14 protein-coding genes are annotated in these 17,975 nt (G+C 74.2%); 6 read left to right on the forward strand and 8 right to left on the reverse strand.

Annotation, left to right across the window (positions count from 1 at the left end):
- Positions 1 to 86: 86 nt before the first annotated feature.
- Entirely contained in the window at positions 87 to 1,673 is a 1,587-nt protein-coding gene (locus ABT095_RS00510) for a glycerol-3-phosphate dehydrogenase/oxidase (RefSeq protein ID WP_350527003.1), read from the reverse strand.
- The gene (locus tag ABT095_RS00515; RefSeq protein ID WP_350527004.1) at positions 1,670 to 2,311 is read right to left on the reverse strand and encodes a TetR/AcrR family transcriptional regulator; all 642 of its coding nucleotides are present in this window, start codon (positions 2,309 to 2,311) and stop codon (positions 1,670 to 1,672) included. Before ABT095_RS00515 ends, ABT095_RS00510 begins: the two co-directional genes overlap by 4 nt.
- 20 nt (positions 2,312 to 2,331) lie before the next feature.
- On the opposite strand from ABT095_RS00515, the gene ABT095_RS00520 reads away from it, so the two are divergent.
- The 5 genes from ABT095_RS00520 (at position 2,332) to ABT095_RS00540 (ending at position 7,935) form a co-directional block, all read left to right on the forward strand.
- A complete protein-coding gene (locus ABT095_RS00520) occupies positions 2,332 to 3,951 on the forward strand; it encodes an FAD-binding oxidoreductase (RefSeq protein ID WP_350527005.1) in 1,620 nt (539 codons plus the stop codon).
- Positions 3,948 to 4,889, forward strand: a complete 942-nt coding sequence (locus ABT095_RS00525; RefSeq protein ID WP_350527006.1) for a diacylglycerol kinase — start codon at positions 3,948 to 3,950, stop codon at positions 4,887 to 4,889. The genes ABT095_RS00520 and ABT095_RS00525 overlap by 4 nt, the downstream gene beginning before the upstream one ends.
- Before the next feature lie 76 nt (positions 4,890 to 4,965).
- Positions 4,966 to 6,357 carry a DUF2252 domain-containing protein gene (locus ABT095_RS00530; RefSeq protein ID WP_350527007.1) on the forward strand — a complete coding sequence of 464 codons (1,392 nt, stop codon included), beginning with the start codon at positions 4,966 to 4,968 and terminating at the stop codon, positions 6,355 to 6,357.
- 145 nt (positions 6,358 to 6,502) lie between these two features.
- Entirely contained in the window at positions 6,503 to 7,705 is a 1,203-nt protein-coding gene (locus ABT095_RS00535) for a cytochrome P450 (RefSeq protein ID WP_350527008.1), read from the forward strand.
- A complete protein-coding gene (locus ABT095_RS00540; RefSeq protein WP_350527009.1) occupies positions 7,702 to 7,935 on the forward strand; it encodes a ferredoxin in 234 nt (77 codons plus the stop codon). The genes ABT095_RS00535 and ABT095_RS00540 overlap by 4 nt, the downstream gene beginning before the upstream one ends.
- A 73-nt stretch (positions 7,936 to 8,008) precedes the next feature.
- Here the strand turns inward: ABT095_RS00540 and ABT095_RS00545 are convergent, their stop codons facing one another.
- From ABT095_RS00545 to ABT095_RS00560, 4 genes are all read right to left on the reverse strand, one after another.
- Positions 8,009 to 10,861 (reverse strand): acyltransferase family protein, encoded by a 2,853-nt coding sequence (locus tag ABT095_RS00545; RefSeq protein ID WP_350527010.1) that lies wholly within the window; start codon positions 10,859 to 10,861, stop codon positions 8,009 to 8,011.
- Between the two features lie 3 nt (positions 10,862 to 10,864).
- On the reverse strand, positions 10,865 to 12,520 hold the full coding sequence (locus ABT095_RS00550) for a glycosyltransferase family 2 protein (protein WP_350527011.1): 1,656 nt from the start codon (positions 12,518 to 12,520) through the stop codon (positions 10,865 to 10,867).
- Positions 12,521 to 12,688: 168 nt separating this feature from the next.
- The gene (locus ABT095_RS00555) at positions 12,689 to 13,540 is read right to left on the reverse strand and encodes a hypothetical protein (protein ID WP_350527012.1); all 852 of its coding nucleotides are present in this window, start codon (positions 13,538 to 13,540) and stop codon (positions 12,689 to 12,691) included.
- A 103-nt stretch (positions 13,541 to 13,643) separates the two neighbouring features.
- Positions 13,644 to 15,473, reverse strand: a complete 1,830-nt coding sequence (locus ABT095_RS00560) for a flavin monoamine oxidase family protein (protein WP_350527013.1) — start codon at positions 15,471 to 15,473, stop codon at positions 13,644 to 13,646.
- Between the two features lie 192 nt (positions 15,474 to 15,665).
- Here ABT095_RS00560 and ABT095_RS00565 point away from each other — a divergent pair, with 192 nt between their 5' ends.
- Positions 15,666 to 16,451: a hypothetical protein gene (locus tag ABT095_RS00565; protein ID WP_350527014.1), complete on the forward strand. Its 786-nt coding sequence runs from the start codon at positions 15,666 to 15,668 to the stop codon at positions 16,449 to 16,451.
- A gap of 324 nt (positions 16,452 to 16,775) precedes the next feature.
- On the opposite strand, the gene ABT095_RS00570 is transcribed toward ABT095_RS00565, so the two are convergent.
- Both ABT095_RS00570 and ABT095_RS00575 read right to left on the reverse strand, forming a co-directional pair.
- Positions 16,776 to 17,327, reverse strand: coding sequence for a DUF4328 domain-containing protein (locus ABT095_RS00570; RefSeq protein ID WP_350527015.1), 552 nt, complete (start codon positions 17,325 to 17,327; stop codon positions 16,776 to 16,778).
- A gap of 38 nt (positions 17,328 to 17,365) precedes the next feature.
- Positions 17,366 to 17,953: a DUF4328 domain-containing protein gene (locus ABT095_RS00575; RefSeq protein ID WP_350527016.1), complete on the reverse strand. Its 588-nt coding sequence runs from the start codon at positions 17,951 to 17,953 to the stop codon at positions 17,366 to 17,368.
- Positions 17,954 to 17,975 lie beyond the last annotated feature (22 nt).

The raw sequence follows: 17,975 nt of genomic DNA on the forward strand, positions 1-17,975 counted from the left end.
CCACGCCCGGGCCGGGCGGACGAGCACCGGGCCGGGCGTGGAGGGGTACCGGGCTCCCATTCAGCGGGCGGCGTCCACCGGGGCCGTCAGCCGGCGGTGGCGACGGTGGCGAGGATCTCCTCCACCGCCTCGCGGGCACGGTCGGCGTCGGCGGGGACCAGGCCGATGCGGGTGCGCCGGTCGAGGATGTCGGCGGCGTCGAGGGCGCCCTCGTGGGTGAGTGCGTACTCGACCTCGGCGCGCAGCACGTCGAGGCCCTCGGCAATCGGCGCCAGGGCCTGTTCCACGGTCGCGGTGTCGAGGACGGCCCGGGCCGCGCCGCCGTGACGGGCGGTCAGGGAGGCGGGGGCGCCGGTGGGGGCCGGGGTGCTGCCGGCGTGGCCGGGGGCGCCGACCAGCGGGAGGGTGCGGGTGCGGCAGTCGCCCGCGCTCAGGCCGCGGGCCTGGACGGCCTTGTCCACGGCGTCCTGCGCCATCCGGCGGTAGGTGGTGAGCTTGCCGCCGACGACGGTGATCATCCCGGCCGGGGACTCCAGGACGGCGTGGCGGCGCGAGACGTCCGCCGTGTCCCCGCCGCCGTTGTCGATCAGCGGCCGCAGTCCGGCGAAGGCGCCCCGGACGTCGTCCCGGGTGAGCTCGGTGCGCAGCGCGGTGTTGACGGTGTCGAGCAGGAAGGCGATCTCGGCCTCGGTCGGCTGGGGCTCGTCCGGGATCGGACCGGGCGCGTCCTCGTCGGTCAGGCCGAGGACGACCCGGCCCAGCTGCTGCGGGAGGGCGAAGACGAACCGGCTGGTGCTGCCGGGGACGGGGACGGTGAGGGCGCCGCGCGGGTGGCCGAGGGTGGCGGCGTCGAACACCAGGTGGGTGCCGCGGCTGGGGCGCAGCCGGATCGAGGGATCGACCTCGCCGGCCCAGACGCCCGTCGCGTTGATCACGGCCTTGGCCCGGACGGTGAGCGAGCGCCCGCTGAGCGTGTCCGTCAGCCGGGCGCCGTCACCGGTGACCTGCTCGGCGCGGACCCGGGTGAGGACGGTGGCGCCGTGCTCGGCGGCGGTGCGCGCGATGGCCACCACCAGGCGGGCGTCGTCGATCAGCTGGCCGTCGTAGTTGACCAGGGCGCCGCTCAGGCCCTCGGTGCGCAGCGCCGGGGCGAGCTCGAGGGCCTCGGCCGCGCCGACCCGGCGGGGGCGGGGCAGCACGGCGGCCGGGGTGCGGGCGGCGAGGCGCAGCAGGTCGCCGGCGAGGAATCCGGTCCGCACCAGCGCGGCCTGCCCGCGGCCGACCGAGGGCAGCAGCGGGACGAGCTGGGGCAGCGGGCGGATCAGGTGGGGGGCGGTCCTGGTCATCAGGATGCCGCGCTCGACGGCGCTCTCGTGGGCGACGCCGATGCTGCCGGTGGCCAGGTAGCGCAGGCCGCCGTGCACCAGCTTGGAGCTCCAGCGGCTGGTGCCGAAGGCGAGGTCGCGGGAGTCGACCAGCACCGTCCGCAGGCCGCGGGCGGCGGCGTCCAGCGCGGCGCCGGCGCCGGTGACGCCGGCTCCGACGACGAGCACGTCGATCGCGTCCCCGTCGGGGCCGGCGAGGGCGTCGAGGTCGGCGAGGCGGCGGCGCGCGTTGAGCGCGGAGGCGCCGGGAGCGCCGGGCGGGCCGGACGGAGCGGGGCGGGTGCTCATGGGGCGAGGTATCCGTTCAGTGCGGTGGCCAGTTCGCGCCGCCAGGCCGGCTCGGGGAGCAGGTGGGCGACCATGCGGTGGGACTGGACGGTGGACTGGGCGATCAGCAGGACCATCGCGGCCAGCTGGGCCGGTTCGCCGGGGCGGATCGAGCCGTGGTGCTGGCCGAGCACGATCCCCTCGGCCAGGGCGTCGATCAGGCCGCGCTGGCTGGTGCCGAGCCGTTCGACCACGTACTCGTGCAGGGTGTCCGCGTCGGAGTGCAGCAGCGCCCCGAGGACGGGGTGGTCGCGCAGCCGGACGGCGATCTCGAGGATCCAGGCCACGACGGAGGCGCGGTCGCCGCCGATGGGCGGGACGTCCGCCTGGACGGCCCGGATCTCGCGGGTCAGCAGGGCGCCGATCACGGCGCGGACGTCCGGCCAGCGCCGGTAGACGGTCGGGCGGCTGACCCCGGCCCGGCGGGCGATCTCGGACAGCTGGGCCCGCTGCACGCCGAGCTGGACGATCAGGTCGGCCGCGGCGTCCAGGATCGCGTCGTCGGTGTTCCGCTCGGTGGTGGCTCTGGCCGGGTCGGTGACCTGACCGGTGGCGCCGGGAACCTCGGCACCACCCGGAGCGACGTTACTACTTGACATGATGTGTAACACTGTAACGCATGGTCCACCACACCGACGCCGAACTGCCGCTGCCCCCGATGAAGTGGGACGCCTGGGGCGATCCGGCCCTCGCCAAGCCGCTCCCTGACGACATCAAGGGGCTGCTGAGCGCCGCGCTCGGCGTCTCGGCCTCCGACACCGCCGGCCCGACGGCCGAAGAGGTGCTGCTGCGCCCGTCCGCGCTGAGCCCGGACGACCTGGCGGCGATCACCGCGATCGTCGGCGACGGCCACCTGAGCACGGCGGACGCCGACCGGCTGCCCCGCAGCGGCGGCAAGTCCACCCCGGACCTGCTGCGCCGCAAGAGCCGTGAGCCGCAGGACGCGCCCGACGCCGTGGTGCTGCCGGGCAGCGAGGAGGAGATCGCCGCCCTGCTCGCGCTGTGCGCCGAGCGGCGGATCGCGGTGGTGCCCTTCGGTGGCGGCACCAGCGTGGTCGGCGGCGTCCAGCCCGACCGCGGCGGCTTCGCCGCAGTGCTCTGCCTGGACCTGCGCCGCTTCGACCGGCTGCACGAGCTGGACGAGCTCTCCGGCGAGGCCGTCCTCGGCGCGGGCCTCACCGGCCCGCAGGCCGAGGAGCTGCTCGCCGAGCGCGGCTGGGAGCTCGGCCACTACCCGCAGAGCTTCCGCTACGCGACCATCGGCGGCTTCGCCGCCACCCGCTCCTCCGGCCAGGACTCCGCCGGGTACGGCCGCTTCGACGAGATGGTCCGCGGCCTGCGCGTGGTCACCCCCGCCGGCCTCCTGGACCTCGGGCGGGCCCCGGCCTCGGCCGCCGGCCCCGACCTGCGCGAGCTGTTCCTCGGCTCCGAGGGCGCCTTCGGCGTGATCACCGCCGTCCGCCTGCGCGTCCACCCGCTGCCCACCAGCAAGGCCTACGAGGCCTGGAGCTTCCCGGACTTCGCCACCGGCGCCGCCGCACTGCGGGCCGTCGAGCAGCAGGGCACCGGGCCCACAGTCATCCGCCTCTCCGACGAGGCCGAGACCGCCGTCAACCTGGCCATGACCGACAAGATCGGCGGCACCCAGGTGACCGGCGGCTGCCTGGCCGTCACCGTCTTCGAGGGCACCCCCGAGCAGACCGCCGCCCGCCACGAGGCCACCCGGGCCGTACTGCTGGCCGCCGGCGGCACCTCCCTCGGCGCGGAGCCGGCCAAGGCCTGGGAGCACGGCCGGTTCAACGCCCCCTACCTGCGCGACTCCCTGCTGGCCGCCGGCGCGCTGTGCGAGACGCTCGAGACCGCCACCGAGTGGGCGGAGCTCGACCGCCTCAAGGCGGCGGTGACCGAGGCCCTGCAGACCTCCCTCAAGCAGACCGGCACCGACTCGCTGGTGATGTGCCACATCTCGCACGTCTACCCGACCGGCGCCTCGCTCTACTTCACCGTCGTCGCCGCCCAGCAGGGCGACCCGCTCACCCAGTGGGCCGGCGTCAAGCGGGCCGCCGGTGAGGCGATCATGGCGAACGCCGGCACCATCACCCACCACCACGCCGTCGGCACCGACCACCTCCCGTGGCTCGGCCAGGAGATCGGCGAGCTCGGCGTGCGGATCCTGCGCGCGGTCAAGGACACCCTCGACCCGGCCGGGATCCTCAACCCCGGCAAGCTCGTCCCGTGAGCCCGGCCGCCCCCGGGAGGCCGCGAACCACCGAGCGGCGCGAGATCCGCGACCTCGCCCTGGTCACCAACCCGGCCGCCGGCCACGGCCGGGCCGTCCGCGCCGCCGAGCGCGCCGAGGCCCGGCTGCGCGAGCGCGGCCTCGCGGTGCGGGTGCTCACCGGGGCCGACCCGGCCGACACCCTGCGCCTGATCCGCGAGGCCGTCGCCCGCGGGGTGGACGCCCTGGCGGTCGTCGGCGGCGACGGCATCGTCCACCTCGCCCTCCAGGCCCTCGCGGGCAGCGGCGTCCCCCTGGGCATCGTCCCGGGCGGCACCGGCAACGACCACGCCCGCGAGTACGGCCTGCCGCTCGGCGACCCGGAGGCGGCGGCCGACGTGATCGCCGACGGCCACGTCACCACGGCCGACCTCGGCCTGGCCGAGACCGCCGACGGCACCAGCCGCTACTTCGGCACCGTGCTCGCCGCCGGCTTCGACTCCCTCGTCACCGACCGGGCCAACCGGCTGCCCTGGCCGCGCGGCCGGATGCGGTACAACCTGGCGATCCTGGCCGAGTTCGCCGAACTGCGCCCGCTGGCGTTCCGTCTGGTCCTCGCCGACGGCACCACCCTGGAGCGCCCGCTCACCCTGGCCGCCGTCGGCAACACCCGCTACTACGGCGGCGGCATGGCGATCTGCCCGGCCGCCGACCGGGCGGACGGACAGCTCGACGTGACCCTGGTGGACGCCATGCCGCGGCTGCGGGTCGCCCGGTTCTTCCCGACCGTATTCAAGGGCACCCACGTCCAGCACCCCGGGGTCACCACCCACCGCACCCCCTCCCTGCGACTCGAGTCCCCCGGCATCACCGCCTACGCCGACGGCGAGTACCTCGGCCCCCTGCCGGCCGAGGTCCGCGTCCTGCCGGACGAGCTGCGGGTGATCGTCCCCCGCTGAGCCTGCCCGTCACCCGCTCTTCACCCTGCCCCCGTAGGGTGAAGCGCAGTGACGGCCGGACAGTGAGGAGCGCCAGGTGGCGAGTCGGGGCTACGCGGTGCCGGGGTTCGCGGCCCAGCCGCCCGCGCGGGACGGGAAGCAGCAGGGCAAGCGGCTGCGCCTCAAGGTGCCCCGGGAGGCGCACGCCGCGTTCGAACTGCCCGCCGACCGCCCGAGCGTGGTCGGCTCGGTGGAGGAGTCGAACGCCGGCCGCCTCCCGGAGCTCACCCCGATCCGCACCGGCCGGATGGCCGCCTCCCCCTTCGCCTTCCTGCGCGGCTCGGCCGGCCTGATGGCCTGCGACCTGGCCGCCACCCCGACCAGCGGCGTGACCGCCCAGCTCTGCGGTGACGCCCACGCGGCCAACTTCGGCCTCTACGGCGACGCCCGCGGCCGGCTGGTGATGGACATCAACGACTTCGACGAGACCGTGCCCGGCCCCTGGGAGTGGGACCTCAAGCGGCTCGCCGCCAGCCTGGTGCTGGCCGGCCGTCAGGCCGGGGCGGACGAGTCGGCCTGCCGCCAGGCGGCGGGCGACGCCGCCGGGGCCTACCGCCGCACCCTGCGGGTGCTGGCCCGGATGCCCGCCCTGGACGCCTGGCACGCGGTGCCCGACGCCGAACTGGTCACCTTCGCCGACGCCCACGAACTCACCGAGGTGCTCCGCTCGGTGGCCGCCAAGGCACTGCGCAACACCAGCGCCAAGTTCGCCGCCAAGTCCACCACCCGTACCGCGGACGGCCGTTGGCGCTTCGTCCCCGCTCCCCCCGTGCTGCGCGAGGTCACCGACCAGCAGGCCCTCGCCGTCGCCTCGGCATTGGCCGGGTACCGCGACACCGTGAGCGAGGACCTCCACCCGCTGCTCGCCCGCTACCACGTGCACGACGTCGCCTTCCGGGTGGTGGGCACCGGCAGCGTGGGCACCCGCAGTTACGTCGTCCTGCTGCTCGACCACCGCGAGGAGCCGCTCGTCCTGCAGGTCAAGGAGGCCCGGCCCTCCGCGCTGCTCCCGCACCTGGCCCGCGCGGGATACCCGCCGCAGGGCCCCGCCGGCCACGAAGGCCGCCGGGTGGTGCTCGGCCAGCAGCGGATGCAGGTGGTCAGCGACCTGCTGATGGGCTGGACCACCGTGGACGGACTCCCCTACCAGGTAAGGCAGTTCCGCAACCGAAAGGGCAGCGTCGACCCCGCCGCCCTGCCGCCCGGCCAGCTGGACGACTACGGCCGTCTGGCCGGCGCCCTGCTGGCCCGGGCCCACGCCCACACCGCCGACGCCGCCGTCCTGGCCGGTTACTGCGGCCGCGGCGAGGAACTCGACTCCGCGGTCGCCGCCTTCGCCGTCGTCTATGCCGACCGCACCGAAGCCGACCACGCCCAGCTGGTCGCGGCCGTCCGCCGCGGCCGCCTCGCCGCCGAGCCCGGAGTCTGACACCCGTTCGAAAGACTCCAACTGGCAGCAGCTGACAGAATCTTGGCCGAATAGCACCCTTACTCCCGACCCCGACCACGCCTACGGTCGGGTACGGGCCCTGCCGTCGCAGGTTGCTCCACGCTGACCACGAGGAGTCACACCCATGACCGTCGAGCAGAGCCAGGCACCCGCCGGCGGACCGCTCATTCCCCTGCACTGCCTGCTGCACGCCGAACCCGGACCGCCCCGGCTCGCCGCTCTGCCCACCGGGACGCCGGTCTGGGTCGTGACCCGGCACGCCGATGTCCGGCAGGCGCTCACCGACCCCCGGCTCGACCGGGCCTCGCTGTACGCCCCGGACGCGCCGCAGGTGACGCTCGTCCCCAACCTGCTGGACGCTCCCGACACCCTGCTCAACATCGACGGGCCCGAGCACCAGGCGCTGCGCCGCACCGTGCAGCGCGCCTTCACGCCGCGTGCGATCGAGCGCTGGCGCCCCTGGGTCGCCTCCGTGGTGGAGGACCTGCTGGACGGCGTGGCGGCGGCCGGCTCCCCGGCCGACGTGGTGGCCACCTTCACCCGGCCGCTGCCGGTCCAGGTGATCAGCCGTCTGATGGGCCTGGACAACCACGACCTGAGCCGGCTGAGCCACTGGAGCGACCATGCGCTCTCGGCCACCGCCTACACGGCGGAGGAGATCCAGCAGGCGATGCAGGAGTTCGGCGCCTTCGGGTACCAGCTGGTCACCGAGCGCCGCAAGGCTCCCGGCGACGACCTGGTCTCCAGCCTGGTGCTGGCCGCCGACGAGACCGGCGGGGCCACCGAGATGCAGCTCACCATGCTGGTGATCGGCCTGGTCGTCGCCGGGCACGAGACCACCATGACCACCCTGGGCAACGCCCTGGTCTACCTCCTGGACGAGAACCGCGAGGGCTGGGCCCGGATCGGCGCCGACCCGGCCGCCGCCGTCCAGGCCACCGAGCAGGCGCTGCGCACCATCCCGCTCGGCGACCGCTCCACCGCTCCGGGCCTGCTGCGGCGCGCCAACGCCGATCTCGAGATCGGCGGCGTCACCATCCCGGCCGGCAGTGTGGTCGCCGCCGACCCCAGCTCGGCCAATCACGACCCCGCGGTCTATCCGGAGGGCATCGACCTCTTCGCCCCGCTCGGCACCCCGAGCCTCACCTTCGGCGCGGGCCCGCACCACTGCCTCGGCGCCTGGCTCGCCCGGATGGAGCTCGAGCTGGGCCTGCACGGCCTGGCCCGCCGCTTCCCCGAGCTCCGCCTCACCGAGCCGACCGACCGGATAACCTGGCGCACCGGCCTCCTCACCCGCAGCCCCCTCACCCTCGGAGTCGCCTGGTGAGTACCGAAGAACTGCTCGTCCGGGTCGACCAGACCCGCTGCGTCGGCACCGGCCAGTGCGCCCGCACCGCCCCCGACGACCTGGCCCTCGGCCCCAACGGCCGGGCCTACCCGCGCAATCCGCACGCCACCGACCGCGACCTCCTCACCGAGGCGGCCGAACTCTGCCCGGTGGAGGCGCTGAGCGTCCACCTCGCCGCGACGGGCGAACAGATCGCCCCTGCGGACTGAGGTCACGCCTCCCAGGGACTGTGCCCCTACGCGGTGGACCACTTGCACCGGCAAGGTGCAAGTGGCCCGTCGCTCACTGCCGGCTGCTGACCGCGACGTAGTCGATCCGCATCGCATGACCCGGTTCGGTCGCCGCCGTGAGCGGCGAGCCGAAGGCGTCCGGGAGGCCGCCGCCCATGGCCAGGTTGAGCAGCAGGAAGTGCCCGTGGTGCACGGCCTGGTCCCAGGCCGCCGGGTCGATGGCGGCGGCGGTGACCCGGTGGTACTCCTTGCCGTCGAGGTACCAGCGCAGTTGCTCGGGGCTCGTCGAGCGGTCCACCTCCACCGCGTAGGTGTGGAAGCCGCCGCCGCAGGAGGCGCACGGCACCTCACCGGAGCCGAGCCCCTTGGGCTCCTGGCACGGCCCGCCGGTGGCGGTGCCGCAGTGGAAGGTGCCGAACACCGAGCCCTTCCCGCCCACCGCCTCCATTGCGTCGATCTCGCCGACCCCCGGCCAGCCGCTGTACCCCTGCCGCAGACCGCCGCCCAGCGTCCAGAACGCCGGCCAGTACCCGCCGGCCTTCGCACCGGTCACGTCCGGCAGGGCGATCGAGGCCTCGATCCGCAGCAGTCCGCCCGCCGGTGCGACGAAGTCGGCCCGGCGGGTCTCGATCCGGCCCGAGCTCCACTTCCCGTCCGTCGAGCGGGTCGGCACGAGCTCCAGCGCGCCCTTGCCGTCCAGCCGCACGTTCTCCGTCGAATCCGTCATCGTCTCGGCCTCGCCGGTGCCCCACTGGGCGGCCGGGCAGCCGGGGTAGCAGGTGCCGAGGTCGTACTGCCAGCGCTCGGCCGGGGGGCGGCCGCCCGCTGGTCCGTCGAAGTCCTCGCGCAGCAGGGTGGTCCAGCCGCCGCCCAGCAACCCGGCGGCGCCGAGCAGCCGTTCGAGCCGGGGCGTGAGCACGACCACCGCGGTGTTGGTCAGGTGGGCGTCGTCCCGGTAGAGCAGGATGCGCTCCAGGACGGCCGGGCAGCTGCGCCCGGAGCCAGGGCAGAGCACGGAGTTGAGCTCCACCGTGGTGACACCGGGCAGGTGGCCCTCCGCCAGCGGGTCGGGCCACTGCGCGGCGTGGCGGGCGAACTCGCAGGCGCCCGGGTCCTCGGTGTGGCCGGAGACGCAGGCGGGCACGTCGGTGCCCGGGATCGGGGTGTCCTTGAGGTAGACGATCGGGGCGCCGATCGCCCGCAGCGGGGTGAGTGTCTTCTCCCAGGCCCGCAGCAGCAGGTCACGGTCGTCGGTGTAGCGGTTGAGCGAGGCGATCACGATCAGCCGCGGCTTGGCCTCGTGCGCCAGCCGGGCCAGGCTGTCGGCCCGCCAGGTGTCGCACTCCCGGTACGTCCGGCCCAACTGCGGGTTGGTGACGGTCAGTTCGGGCAGCGGGCAGCCCTGCTTGACCAGCTCCTCCACGCCCCAGTGCCGCTGGGCGGCGATCGCCAGCACGGCCGAGTACCACTGCCCGGCGTGCGAGTCGCCGAGCAGCACGATCCGGTCGGCGCCGCTGCCCGGCCCGGCGAGGCAGGGCGGGCTGGTCACCGTGGTGGGCGCCACCTCGCACTCGCCGTCCGGCGGGAAGTCCTTGCGGGCCTGTACCGGCGTGGGCACCACCGCGCCGGTCACCTTCATGCCCGCCTGCTGCACCAGCAGCGAGCCGCCGTCGGCCGCACCGGGCGGCAGCCCGGCCAGGTCGACGGGCGTACCGACGCCGAGCAGCCGCAGCGTGCCGGTGCCGACCACCAGTGCGAGCACCACCGGCACCACCACCGCACCGAGCCCCAACGAGAGCCCGCGCCGGGGCAGTTCGGCCACCACGGGGTTGGTCCGCAGCGGCCGCTCGACCCAGCGCAGCGCGGCGTACGCGGGCAGTGCGGCGGCCATGGTCAGCGCCACCTTGACCGGCCAGCCGAGCGTGCCGAACCGCCCCTCCGCGAAGACCAGCACCGGCCAGTGCCACAGGTACAGGTTGTAGGAGAGCCGCCCGACCGCCCGCGCGGGGCGAATACCGAGCAACCTGCCCACCCCGTACCGCAGTTCACTCCCTGCCGCGATCACGGCGGCGGTGCCGAGCGTGGGCGCCAGCGCGGCCACGCCCGGGTACGGCGTCTGCGCGTCGTAGGCCAGTACCGACCAGCCGACGGCGGCCAGCCCGGCCCAGCCGGCCACCAGCCGCAGCGCCCGGGGCAGCCACCCGGCGGGCAGAGCCGCAAGCAGCGCACCCGCGGCGAACTGCCAGGCGCGGGACGGCGTGCCGAGGTAGGCGAGCGAGACCGAGCCGTGCGTCCAGCCGAGCGAGAGCCCGAAGGAGCCGAGGCCGACCACGGCCGCCAGCACCACGACGGCCGCCCGCAGCCGCCGGGCGGCGACCGCCAGCACCAGCAGGGCCAGCAGCGGCCCCCACACCAGGTAGAACTGCTCCTCGACGGCGAGCGACCAGAAGTGCAGCAGCGGGCTGGGGTCGCGCCCGGCGGCCAGGTAGTCGGTCTGCTGGGCGACGAACCGCCAGTTGGCCACCGACAGGGCGGCCGCCAGCACGTCGTACTCGGTGTCGGCGCGGTGCAGCGGCGCGGTGAACCAGACCCCGGCCAGGGCGATGACGCCGAGCACCAGCCCGGCGGAGGGCAGCAGGCGCCGGGCCCGCCGGGAGAAGAATTCGGCGAGCCGTATTCGGCCCGACTCGGCGGCCTCCCGGAGGAGTTGGCCGGTGATCAGGTAGCCGGAGATGACGAAGAAGACGTCCACCCCGACGAACCCGCCGGCCAGCCCGGGCACTGCGGCGTGGAAGGCGAGCACGGCGAGCACGGCGACGGCGCGCAGGCCCTCGATGTCGGGGCGGTGGTCCCGGCGCTTCGCCGGCTTCGGTGCGAGGAGGGATGGTTCGATGAGTACGGCCATGGTTCAGCCCAGCCAGGGGAGCATCGGGCGCACCCAGCCGGAGGCCAGCAGCGCGGTGAGGGTCAGGACGGCGGTGACGGCCAGGCCTTCGGGCCAGCGCCGGGGCGCCATCGCACCCGGGGCGCGCTTGGCCGCGGGGCGGGTCCGCAGTTCGGCGATCAGGTCGCGCACCAGCGGCAGGCCGAGCTGGCACTGCACCAGCAGGTACAGCCCCAACCCCCAGTTCGGGCCCCAGCCGTAGGCCCGCACGTCGAGCGCCAGCCCGAGAGCCGCGGCGCCGAGCGAGGCGATCATCCAGCCGAGCGAGACCAGCACCACCCGGCGGGCGAGGCCGCCGGGCTTGGCCTTGCCGGCCCCGGTGGGCACCCAGGCGGCGCTGTGGCCGCGCAGGGTGTGCAGGAAGGCCGCGGCGGCGGCGATGCTCATCAGCACGTTGGCGCGGATCACTTCGACCCGCCAGCGGGTGCGGCTGATCCGGGGCAGCAGGACGTGCCAGAGCCAGAGCGGGGCGAGCAGCGGCAGCACGTGCCAGGGGCGGATCTGCTCGGGGTAGCGGTACATCATCACCAGCGGCGGCAGCGGCGCGGCGAAGATGTTGACGGCCATGGTGAGGTAGCCGACCACGCCTTCGTAGAAGCACAGCCGCATCCGCCAGGGCGCGCGCATCCGCTTGAGGTCGCGGCTGCCGAGCAGGTGCAGGTTGCCCATCGCCCAGCGGTACTGCTGGTTGACGAAGGAGGCCAGGCTGTCCGGCGAGGTGCCCTTGGCGACCAGCACCGGGACGTACAGCGTGCGGTAGCCGCGCTCGTAGAGGGCGAGGCCGGTGTACATGTCCTCGCTGTGGTCGAGCCGGGCGAAGCCGCCCGCGAGGTCGACGGCCGCGCGTCGGTAGACGGCGTTGCTGCCGCAGCAGATGGCGGCGTCGCTGGCATCCCGGGAGGGCTGGATCCAGCGGAAGAACCACTCCTGCGCCGAGCCGGCCGCCCGCTCGATCCAGCCCATCGACTCGTCGGTGTCGAAGCACTGCGGGCTCTGCACGATGCCGATCCGCTCGTCCGCGAAGTACGGCACCAGGTGGTGCAGGAAGTCGGGCCGGGGCGCGAAGTCGGCGTCGAGGATGGCGATGTACTCGGCCCGGCTGAGGGTGAGCGCGTGGTTGAGGTTCCCGGCCTTCTTGAGGTGGCCGCGGTCGGGGCGCACCACGTAGCGGAACCCGTGCCCGGCGGCGAGTGCCGCGACCTCGGGCCGGTCGGCGTCGTCGAGCACCCAGACCGTCAGCTCGCCGGACCACTGGACGGCGGCGGCATGGCGGTAGGCGTTGGCCAGGATGTCCAGCGGCTCGCCGCAGGTGGGCAGGTAGAGGTCGACGCTCGGGGCCTCGGCGGGCTGCCAGGCGCTCACCAGCACTTCGTGCGACTGCCGGGTGAGGCGGCGGGTGCGCAGGCTGTTGAGCGAGGAGAGCGCCAGGGCCGCGAGGTTGAGCGCGAGGACGGCCAGGAAGGCCCAGAGGGCGGGCGTGCGCAGCGCGAAGGTGAGCATGGTCACCGCGGTGAAGGAGAACGCGAGCGAGGTGCAGACGAGGACCCAGCGCCGCTGAGGTCCGAAGTACCAGTAGAGCTCCTGGTCGTTGGGTGGTGCAGGCAGGTGATCGGCAGTCATGGTGGCCCCCACAGCCGTGTTTCGACAGCTTCCGGGCCCACCGTACCGCAGTTGGTATAGACCAATGACACATCAGTCCACGGATTGGTCTCTACCAATATGGAAGCTTGACGCAGCCGTCCTACCGGGAGGTTGCGCCAAGATCACCTCAGATGAACAGTGATCCAACTACCGGCCCGTAGCCTCCTCCCGCTGCCCGAGCCGCACCCCGGCCGCCGCGCCGAGCACCACGCCGAATCCCCACCGCTCGGCCACCCGCCGCACCCGCTCCACCTCCAGCGAGCCGTGCCGCTCGAGCACCAGGCACGGCCGGCCCTCCCGGTCCGCGCCCTCCACCCGGTCGAAGGCCAGCACCGAGGTCGATCTCGGCTCGTGCAGCGGGTAGTTGCGCCGGGCCACCTCTTCGTCCGGGTGCTCGAGCAGGCAGCCCAGCTCCCCCGGCGCGAACTCCGTGCCCAGCGTGGCCACCTGCCAGTGCGCGGGCTCCTCCAGGGCGCCGGTCAGGTGGTGCGAGCGGTTGGCCGAGGTGATCAGCAGCAGCTCGCCCTCCACCAGCGCCAGGCTCTGCGCCAGGAACTCGTTCGACGGGCAGGAGTACCCCGGCGCGATCACCTGCACCGTGCCCCCGTCGGTCAGGTGCGCGGGCACCAACTCGGCGGCCGGGCCCCGGAATCCGAACGGGCCGAGGGTGTAGAGCGCGTCGATCAGCGCCGTCACCTCGCGGTGGCCGGCCCCGGCGGGCAGCCGGGACCAGTCGAAGATCAGCGGGATCCGGGCGGGCGTGGTGGTGACGCTGCCCACCTGCCCGGCCGGGCGGCCCTTCAGCCGGTTCACCCGCGCCACCACGGGCTGCTCCGGGCGGGCCGCCAGCGCGTAGATGTTCCCGAACCCGTACCCGACCGCTGCCCCTTCGGCCACCGCCTCGGCGGCCCGGCGGGCATCCTCCCGCCGCCCGAGGAAGGTCCGGAGCCCGACCGGCGGGGCCCCGCCCAGCTCACCGACACTGCCGTTCGCGATCATCCGGACCTCCGTACGCAGAGCACACCCCGTCAACGCGCCGCCCCGGAAAAGGACACCCTCCCCGGGGCCGCACGTCTTGGAGCGAGGTCGGCGCCGGGACGGATCAGCGGGGGTGCACCTCCAGGAAGGCCCGCACCGCGGACTCCAGCGCCCCTTCGATCCAGGCCGGCTTCAGGCTGGTGTGCTCACCCGCGAAGTGCACCCGCCCCTCCACCGTCCGCGCCGCCGGGTGCAGCTCGTGCAGCTGACCAGGGGTGAACATCACCGCCTCGCCCAGCGCGTACCGGGCCCGGGCCCAGGACTGGGTGGCGCCGACGCCCGTGTACTCCGCCCGCACCCGGGGCCCGTACAGCCGCTCCAGGTCGTTCAGTGCGAAGGCGTACCGCTCGCCCGGGGTGAGCGAGTCCCACCGCGCCGCATCGTCGGACCAGGTGTACGCGGCCAGCACCACCCCGCCCGGCGAGCCGTCCGGCGCGTGCGAGGGGAAGTAGGTGAACCGGCTCGCGCTGTCGGACACGCAGCCGCCGCCGGTGAAGCCGTTCGGCCCCTCCTCCCAGAACCGGGTCTTGAACTCCAGCAGCACCTTGGTCGCCCAGTCGTAGTGCAGCTCGGTGACGGCCCGGCGCTTGGCGTACGACATCAGCGGCTCGATCTGGCAGAACCGCAGCGCGCTGAACGGGATGGTGACGATCGCGTAGTCACCCTCGAACACCTCCGTCGGGTCGACCGGCGCGCCGTCGGGGCTCTCCTCGTCCCCGCTCTCCGCGCTGGTCTCGATCCGCACCCCGCCCGCCGTCTGGGTGAGCTTGGTCATCCGGCGGCCCATCCGCAGCTCGCCCTTGAGGTCCTCGGCGAGCTTGCTGGTGAGCGCGTCGGTGCCCTCGGTCAGCTCCCAGTAGCGGTTGGTCGGGCTGATCACGGCGTGGTCGATCAGCGTCGGCACGATCGAGTAGTGCAGCCGGGAGGTGATGTTCTCCAGCGTCCCGGCGGCCTGCAGCCGGGCCTGGTCCCAGCCCTCCTCCTCCACCAGGTAGCGGTGGGTGGAGTAGCCGTCGTACTTCTGGAAGATCTTCGACCAGGCCGACAGCTGCTTGCCGATCGGGCCGGCCGGCACGGTGAAGCGGTCGAAGGCCTTGGAGACGGCGGCCGCCGTGGTGGTGTCCAGGTCGCTGCCGAAGCTGCTGTTGACCGGGCGCGGCGACTGCGCGTAGGCCGCCCGGCTGACCTGGGTGCCGTTGACCGCGATCTTGGTGCGGAAGTTGGCCTGCGGTGGCACGAAGGCGCCCTTGTCCGGCCCGTTGCTCCAGGTCTCGCCGGTGAACGAGTGGTACGTCACCGGCGGCACCTCACCGGTCGGCCCGGCGCCCGGGGCGACGTCGGCGTTGTAGAACAGCCGCCGCTTCAGGCCGAGCTGGTCGGCCAGCGCCAGCACCATCGGGTGGAAGTCGGGCAGCCGCATCGCCCCGGCCTCGGCGTGCAGGCGCGGGTCCGAGAAGATCCCCCGGAAGGTCTTGACCCGGCCGCCGACCCGGCTCGCGTTGGCCTCGATCACCACCACCTCGTGCCCGGCCGCCTTGAGCAGCCGCGCCGCCGTCAGGCCCGCCACGCCCGCGCCGACCACCAGCACCTTCTTGCGCGCGGCGCGCGGCGGCAGCTTGCCGTCGATCAGCACCCGCAGGTACTCCAGCTTGAGGTCGGTCTCCTCGTCCTCCCCCACCAGCAGCATCTTGCGTGCCAGGTCCTGCCCCTGCGCCTCGTCCGCACCGCCGCTGTGCCGCGTGGCGGGCGCGGCCATCGCCGAGCGCCCCGCGAACCCGGCCGTCCCGGCCACCGCCGCGACCGCTGCCGCAGAGCCGAACAGCGTACGGCGGGTCACCTTCGGGCGCTCCGCCGGAGCGTTCTCCTCACCGGCCTGACTGGTCGTAAGATCCATAGTCGCTCCCTGAATATGTGCACGGACAACACGTCAGGGAACTGGCTATCCGCCGCCAAGTCACGTCCATGTCAGGCAGTTCACCCATTCGAGTGACAGTGTCCGATCGCGCGCGCATCCGGGCGCGCGCCCCGCGCCACCCGGCCGTGGCGTTCCGCTCCTGCCGCGCCCCCGCTCGCTACTGTGCAGTTCATGCCCACCTCCACCGCCGCCCACCAGGCCCGGCTCGGCCGGCTCGCCGAGAGCCTCAGCACCCGGCACCGGACCGCGATCGAGCTGCTGCCCGATCCGGACCACCGCCGCTGGACGTTCCGCTGGTACGACGGGCCGACGGTCACCGCCGTCCGGGCCGACCTCGACCAGGAGGCCCCGGCGGGGGTGGAGGTCGCCGCCCGGCGGGACTTCTCCACCCGGGCGCTGGCGCTGGCTGCGATCCGTGAGACCCGGGCGGGCGCGATGCGGCGCTGGGTCGGCAGCTGGGGCCAGCGCTACCACCTCGAGCAGCTGCTGCACGAACTGCCCCACCCCGAGCGGACGGCACACGCCCGCGAGGCGGCCATGCTGGACCGCCTGCTGCGCACCGCCACCACCGGCGCGGGGCGCTGGGCGGTGCCGGACGAGAGCCGCGCCTTCGAACTCATCGCCCGCGACGGCATCGCCTGGCTGCTCCCCCAGCCGCTCCCCCAGCACCGCCTGGCCGCCCCCGGCGTCACCGACGGCCTCGCCCTCGACCCGCTGGAGTTCCTGACGGCCCGCTACGCGACCGGAGTCCACCGCACCGCCTGGGAGACCGCCCTCACCCCCATGCCACTGCGCGCCGCCGTCGCCGCCGCCCAGGCCGACCCCGCCCCCACCCCGGAGGCCGCATCGGCCGCCCTCTCCCTCCTCCCCACCTTGGAGGCCCAGCTCACCGAGGAACTCGACGCCGCCCGCACCACCCTCACCAAGGCCGCCGGCCAGGTGAAACCGCCCCTGTAGGCCTCATCGCTCCCACCGAAGCGACCCGGGTGCCGACCGCGGACCCGGACGTACCGCTCCCTGAGCAGGTCCACGGCCGCACCTCGCAAGCCCACCACCCCGCCCCAAAGACGCCGGACCTCGCCGACGATCTCGGCGTCCGTCGCGATGCCGCCCAAGCTGGACCCCTGCGAGCCGTACTCCTCCCGGGCCGCCGTGACTTCCCATACCAACCTGGCTCTGAGAGCGCCGAGTTCCCGCTCCGCGCGGACCGCCGCCGGCTCGCGTCGCACAGGCTCAGGATCCCCTTCAGGCATGACGACGGTCGGGCCGACGCGAGCAGGCTCAGCCGGCCGCCGCCCGGGCGGCGGCGTTCTGAGCGGCGGTGATCCGGCTGATCACCGCGATGCACAGCGCCGCCGCGACGGCGCTCAGGGCCGAGAACCAGGGCGGGTTCGGGCCGCCGTACAGGGCGAGCAGACGGTAGAGCGGGAGGCTGACCATGCGGGCCACCCAGGCGATCCACCAGGCGTTGATGAGTGCCACATCACCGCGAGTGCCGCCGCTCGCCCGCCGGATGCCCAGGGCTATCCGCCAGGGGCCCCACCACCAGAACACCGGGATGAACCAGGCCAGCGCCGCCATCCCGTCCCCGTACGGGGTCCGTCCCGGTGCGAAGACCTCGGCGTTCGTCCGGCAGCAGCCGAACCACACCACGAACGCGAGCGCGGCCGCCAGCGAGAGGACTTGGTCCGCCCGCACGAGCACGTCCACTCCCTCGCGGCCGATCCCCGTGACGAGCGGGGCCACGATCTCCACCACGGCCTTCACGCCGATCAGCACCTGGGCCACCACCCCGACCGTCCCGGGCGGCCGGAGCCGGTCCTGCTGCGGCACCTTTGGCAGGGTCAGATCTGCGGCCGCGTACGTCGGTCTCATGAATTGCCCCGGGAGCTCCCGCCGGCCGCCGCCCGGGCGGCCGCGGCGTTCTGGGCGGCGGTGATCCGGCTGATCACCGCGACGCACAGCGCCGCCGCGACCACGTCGAGCACCAGGACCAGGGGTCCGTTCGGGTTGCCGTCCGGGTCGATCAGCGCGTACAGCACGAAACCGAGCGAGTCGGCCAGCCAGGCGATCCACCAAGCGTTGATCAGGACGGTATCGCCCGGGCCACCGGCCGCGCGGCGGATGTCCAGGGCGATCCGGCGAGGCGCCCACCACATGAGCCCGGGCACGAACCAGGCGCCCATCGCCATCCCGTCCGGGTAGGCGATCCGGCCCGGTGCGAGCAGCTCGGCGTTGTGTCGGCAGCGGCTGAACCAGAGCAGGAAGGCGATGCCGGCCGCCATGAACAGCCAGATGTCCACCTCCGCGACCATCTTGAAGATCGAGGAGCCGGTCCCTGTCGTGGCGGTGAGCACCGTCTGGGCCACGGCCTCCAGGCCGACCAGCAGCTGGGTGACCAGCCCGAGTACACCTGGTGCCACGAGCCGCCCCTGGTAGGCGGCCACTCTCGGTTCCATCGTTCCCCCGCAAGCTGAGCGG

The organism is Kitasatospora sp. NPDC002227 (assembly GCF_040296285.1).
Classification (GTDB): Bacteria; Actinomycetota; Actinomycetes; order Streptomycetales; family Streptomycetaceae; genus Kitasatospora.